This is a genomic window from Ferrovibrio sp. (genome assembly GCF_029255545.1).
Lineage (GTDB): Bacteria > Pseudomonadota > Alphaproteobacteria > Ferrovibrionales > Ferrovibrionaceae > Ferrovibrio.
Genome location: NZ_JANLJJ010000113.1, coordinates 1 through 1,556, shown reverse-complemented (window position 1 = coordinate 1,556; position 1,556 = coordinate 1). Strand labels below are relative to the sequence as shown.

At 63.5% G+C, this 1,556-nt stretch carries 3 protein-coding genes; 1 reads left to right on the top strand and 2 read right to left on the bottom strand.

Annotated features, from left to right (window positions below; genetic code table 11):
• Positions 1–72: 72 nt before the first annotated feature.
• Positions 73–324 carry a pilus assembly protein HicB gene (locus Q1J79_RS20345; protein ID WP_300304372.1) on the bottom strand — a complete coding sequence of 84 codons (252 nt, stop codon included), beginning with the start codon at positions 322–324 and terminating at the stop codon, positions 73–75.
• Positions 321–746: a putative toxin-antitoxin system toxin component, PIN family gene (locus Q1J79_RS20340; RefSeq protein WP_300304374.1), complete on the bottom strand. Its 426-nt coding sequence runs from the start codon at positions 744–746 to the stop codon at positions 321–323. Before Q1J79_RS20340 ends, Q1J79_RS20345 begins: the two co-directional genes overlap by 4 nt.
• A gap of 53 nt (positions 747–799) precedes the next feature.
• On the opposite strand from Q1J79_RS20340, the gene Q1J79_RS20335 reads away from it, so the two are divergent.
• Positions 800–1,556: hypothetical protein (locus Q1J79_RS20335; RefSeq protein ID WP_300304369.1), on the top strand; the 757-nt coding region annotated here is incomplete at its 3' end.

Genomic DNA, 1,556 nt, shown 5'->3' with positions numbered 1-1,556 from the left:
GAAAGTTCTGATTTGCTACGGTCTTTCCGAAGGCCGCGCCAATCACGTTTGCGCGTGCAGGGGTAGGTGCCGTCAATCCTCAAGCCGGTCGCCGGCCTCCGGGGGCGTCGCTGGTGCGGCATCCAGGAAAGCCAGCATGTCGCCGGGTTTGGCATTGCCCGCGCGCCGGCGCAGGAAGGCATCGGCGGTTTCCACGCTGCCGATTTTCTCGGCCACGGCCGAGGCGATCCACTGGTTCAGCGAAACGCCATCCTGCTTGGCCAGCCGCGCTGCCGCCGACTTCACCGAGGCAGGCAGTTTCAGGGGATAGGTTGCCTTGCTCATGGCTCGATCTCCTTCAGCAGTCTGGCGGGTGGCAAGACGGCAATGCCGAACTTTTCCGCCGCACCGGAAAAATGGCGCTGGTTATGGGTCACAATCATATCCGCCCGTCCATTCACTGCGGCTTCAAGCACCATTTCATCGGTGGCGTCCTGCAATTGTGGTCGCCACAGGAAATGAACCTCGACGGCGGTGGCCGCGGCGGCGAAAGCAGCCAGAAACCTGGCAACGCCGGCTTCATCCAGCCCATGCACCAGTCTGTGTTCCGCCCGCACCAGCACCGCTTCGTATTCCAGAAACAGGGCTGTGGTGCAGAGCGGCTGAATCCGGCCTAGCGCCACCTGCCGCAACAGGGCATTGCTGGCGCCGAGATGGCTGCGCAGGCCTGCGACCAGGACGCTGCTATCCAGAACAACCCGTTTCATCATCATAAGATATGACATCCCATGGGATGTTCAATGCAGTTTATCAGATCGGATTGACGCTTTTATTCCTATATACTATATTTGTTCTATTCGCTGCCGTCAACAGGGCCGTCAACAGGAGGGTCGCCCTGCCCCGCGAGACATATGATCCGTTCAAGGATGAAACCATCCATCACAAGAAGCCGCGCAAGAAGCCGGTGAAGGTGGACTGGAAGCTGGCGGCCAGGCGCGTGGCCGAGGGCGCCGGCCTGGCCGTCATCGTCGCCGAGCTGGGCATCACGGAAGAGCATTTCTGGCGCCACCTGCGCCGCAGCCTGCGGTTCCGCTTCCTGCTGCAGCAGGCCGTCGAGCGCCGCGCCGGTCTGATCGCCCTGCAATCCCGCGCCGCGCTTCCTGCCGCCGTGCTGGACCGCTGCCTGCAGGCCGACAGCCTGGATGGCAGCCTGCTGTCGGCCCTGCTGACCGACACCGAGGCCGTCCGGTCTTCCGATTCCCCCGCCGGCGACTCCTCCGGCCTGATCGGCCACCTGGCCGAAACCGGGTGCCGTCCGCCCAACATGGCTTTCCGCCGCCGCCTCGCCGCCGAAAAACGGCAGATGGATGCCACCTTTGCCGTCATCAAGGCCGAGGCCGCCGCCCTGCGGTCCGGCCCGCCAGCCAACGAGCCGGCACGAACCGAACCGAACCCGAACGAACCTCAACGAACCAAAACGAACCCGGACGAACCTCAACGAACCGAAACGAACCCCAGCGAACCGGAACGGTCCGAAACGAACTGGAATGGACCCAAACCGTCCGGGCCGGATCGTG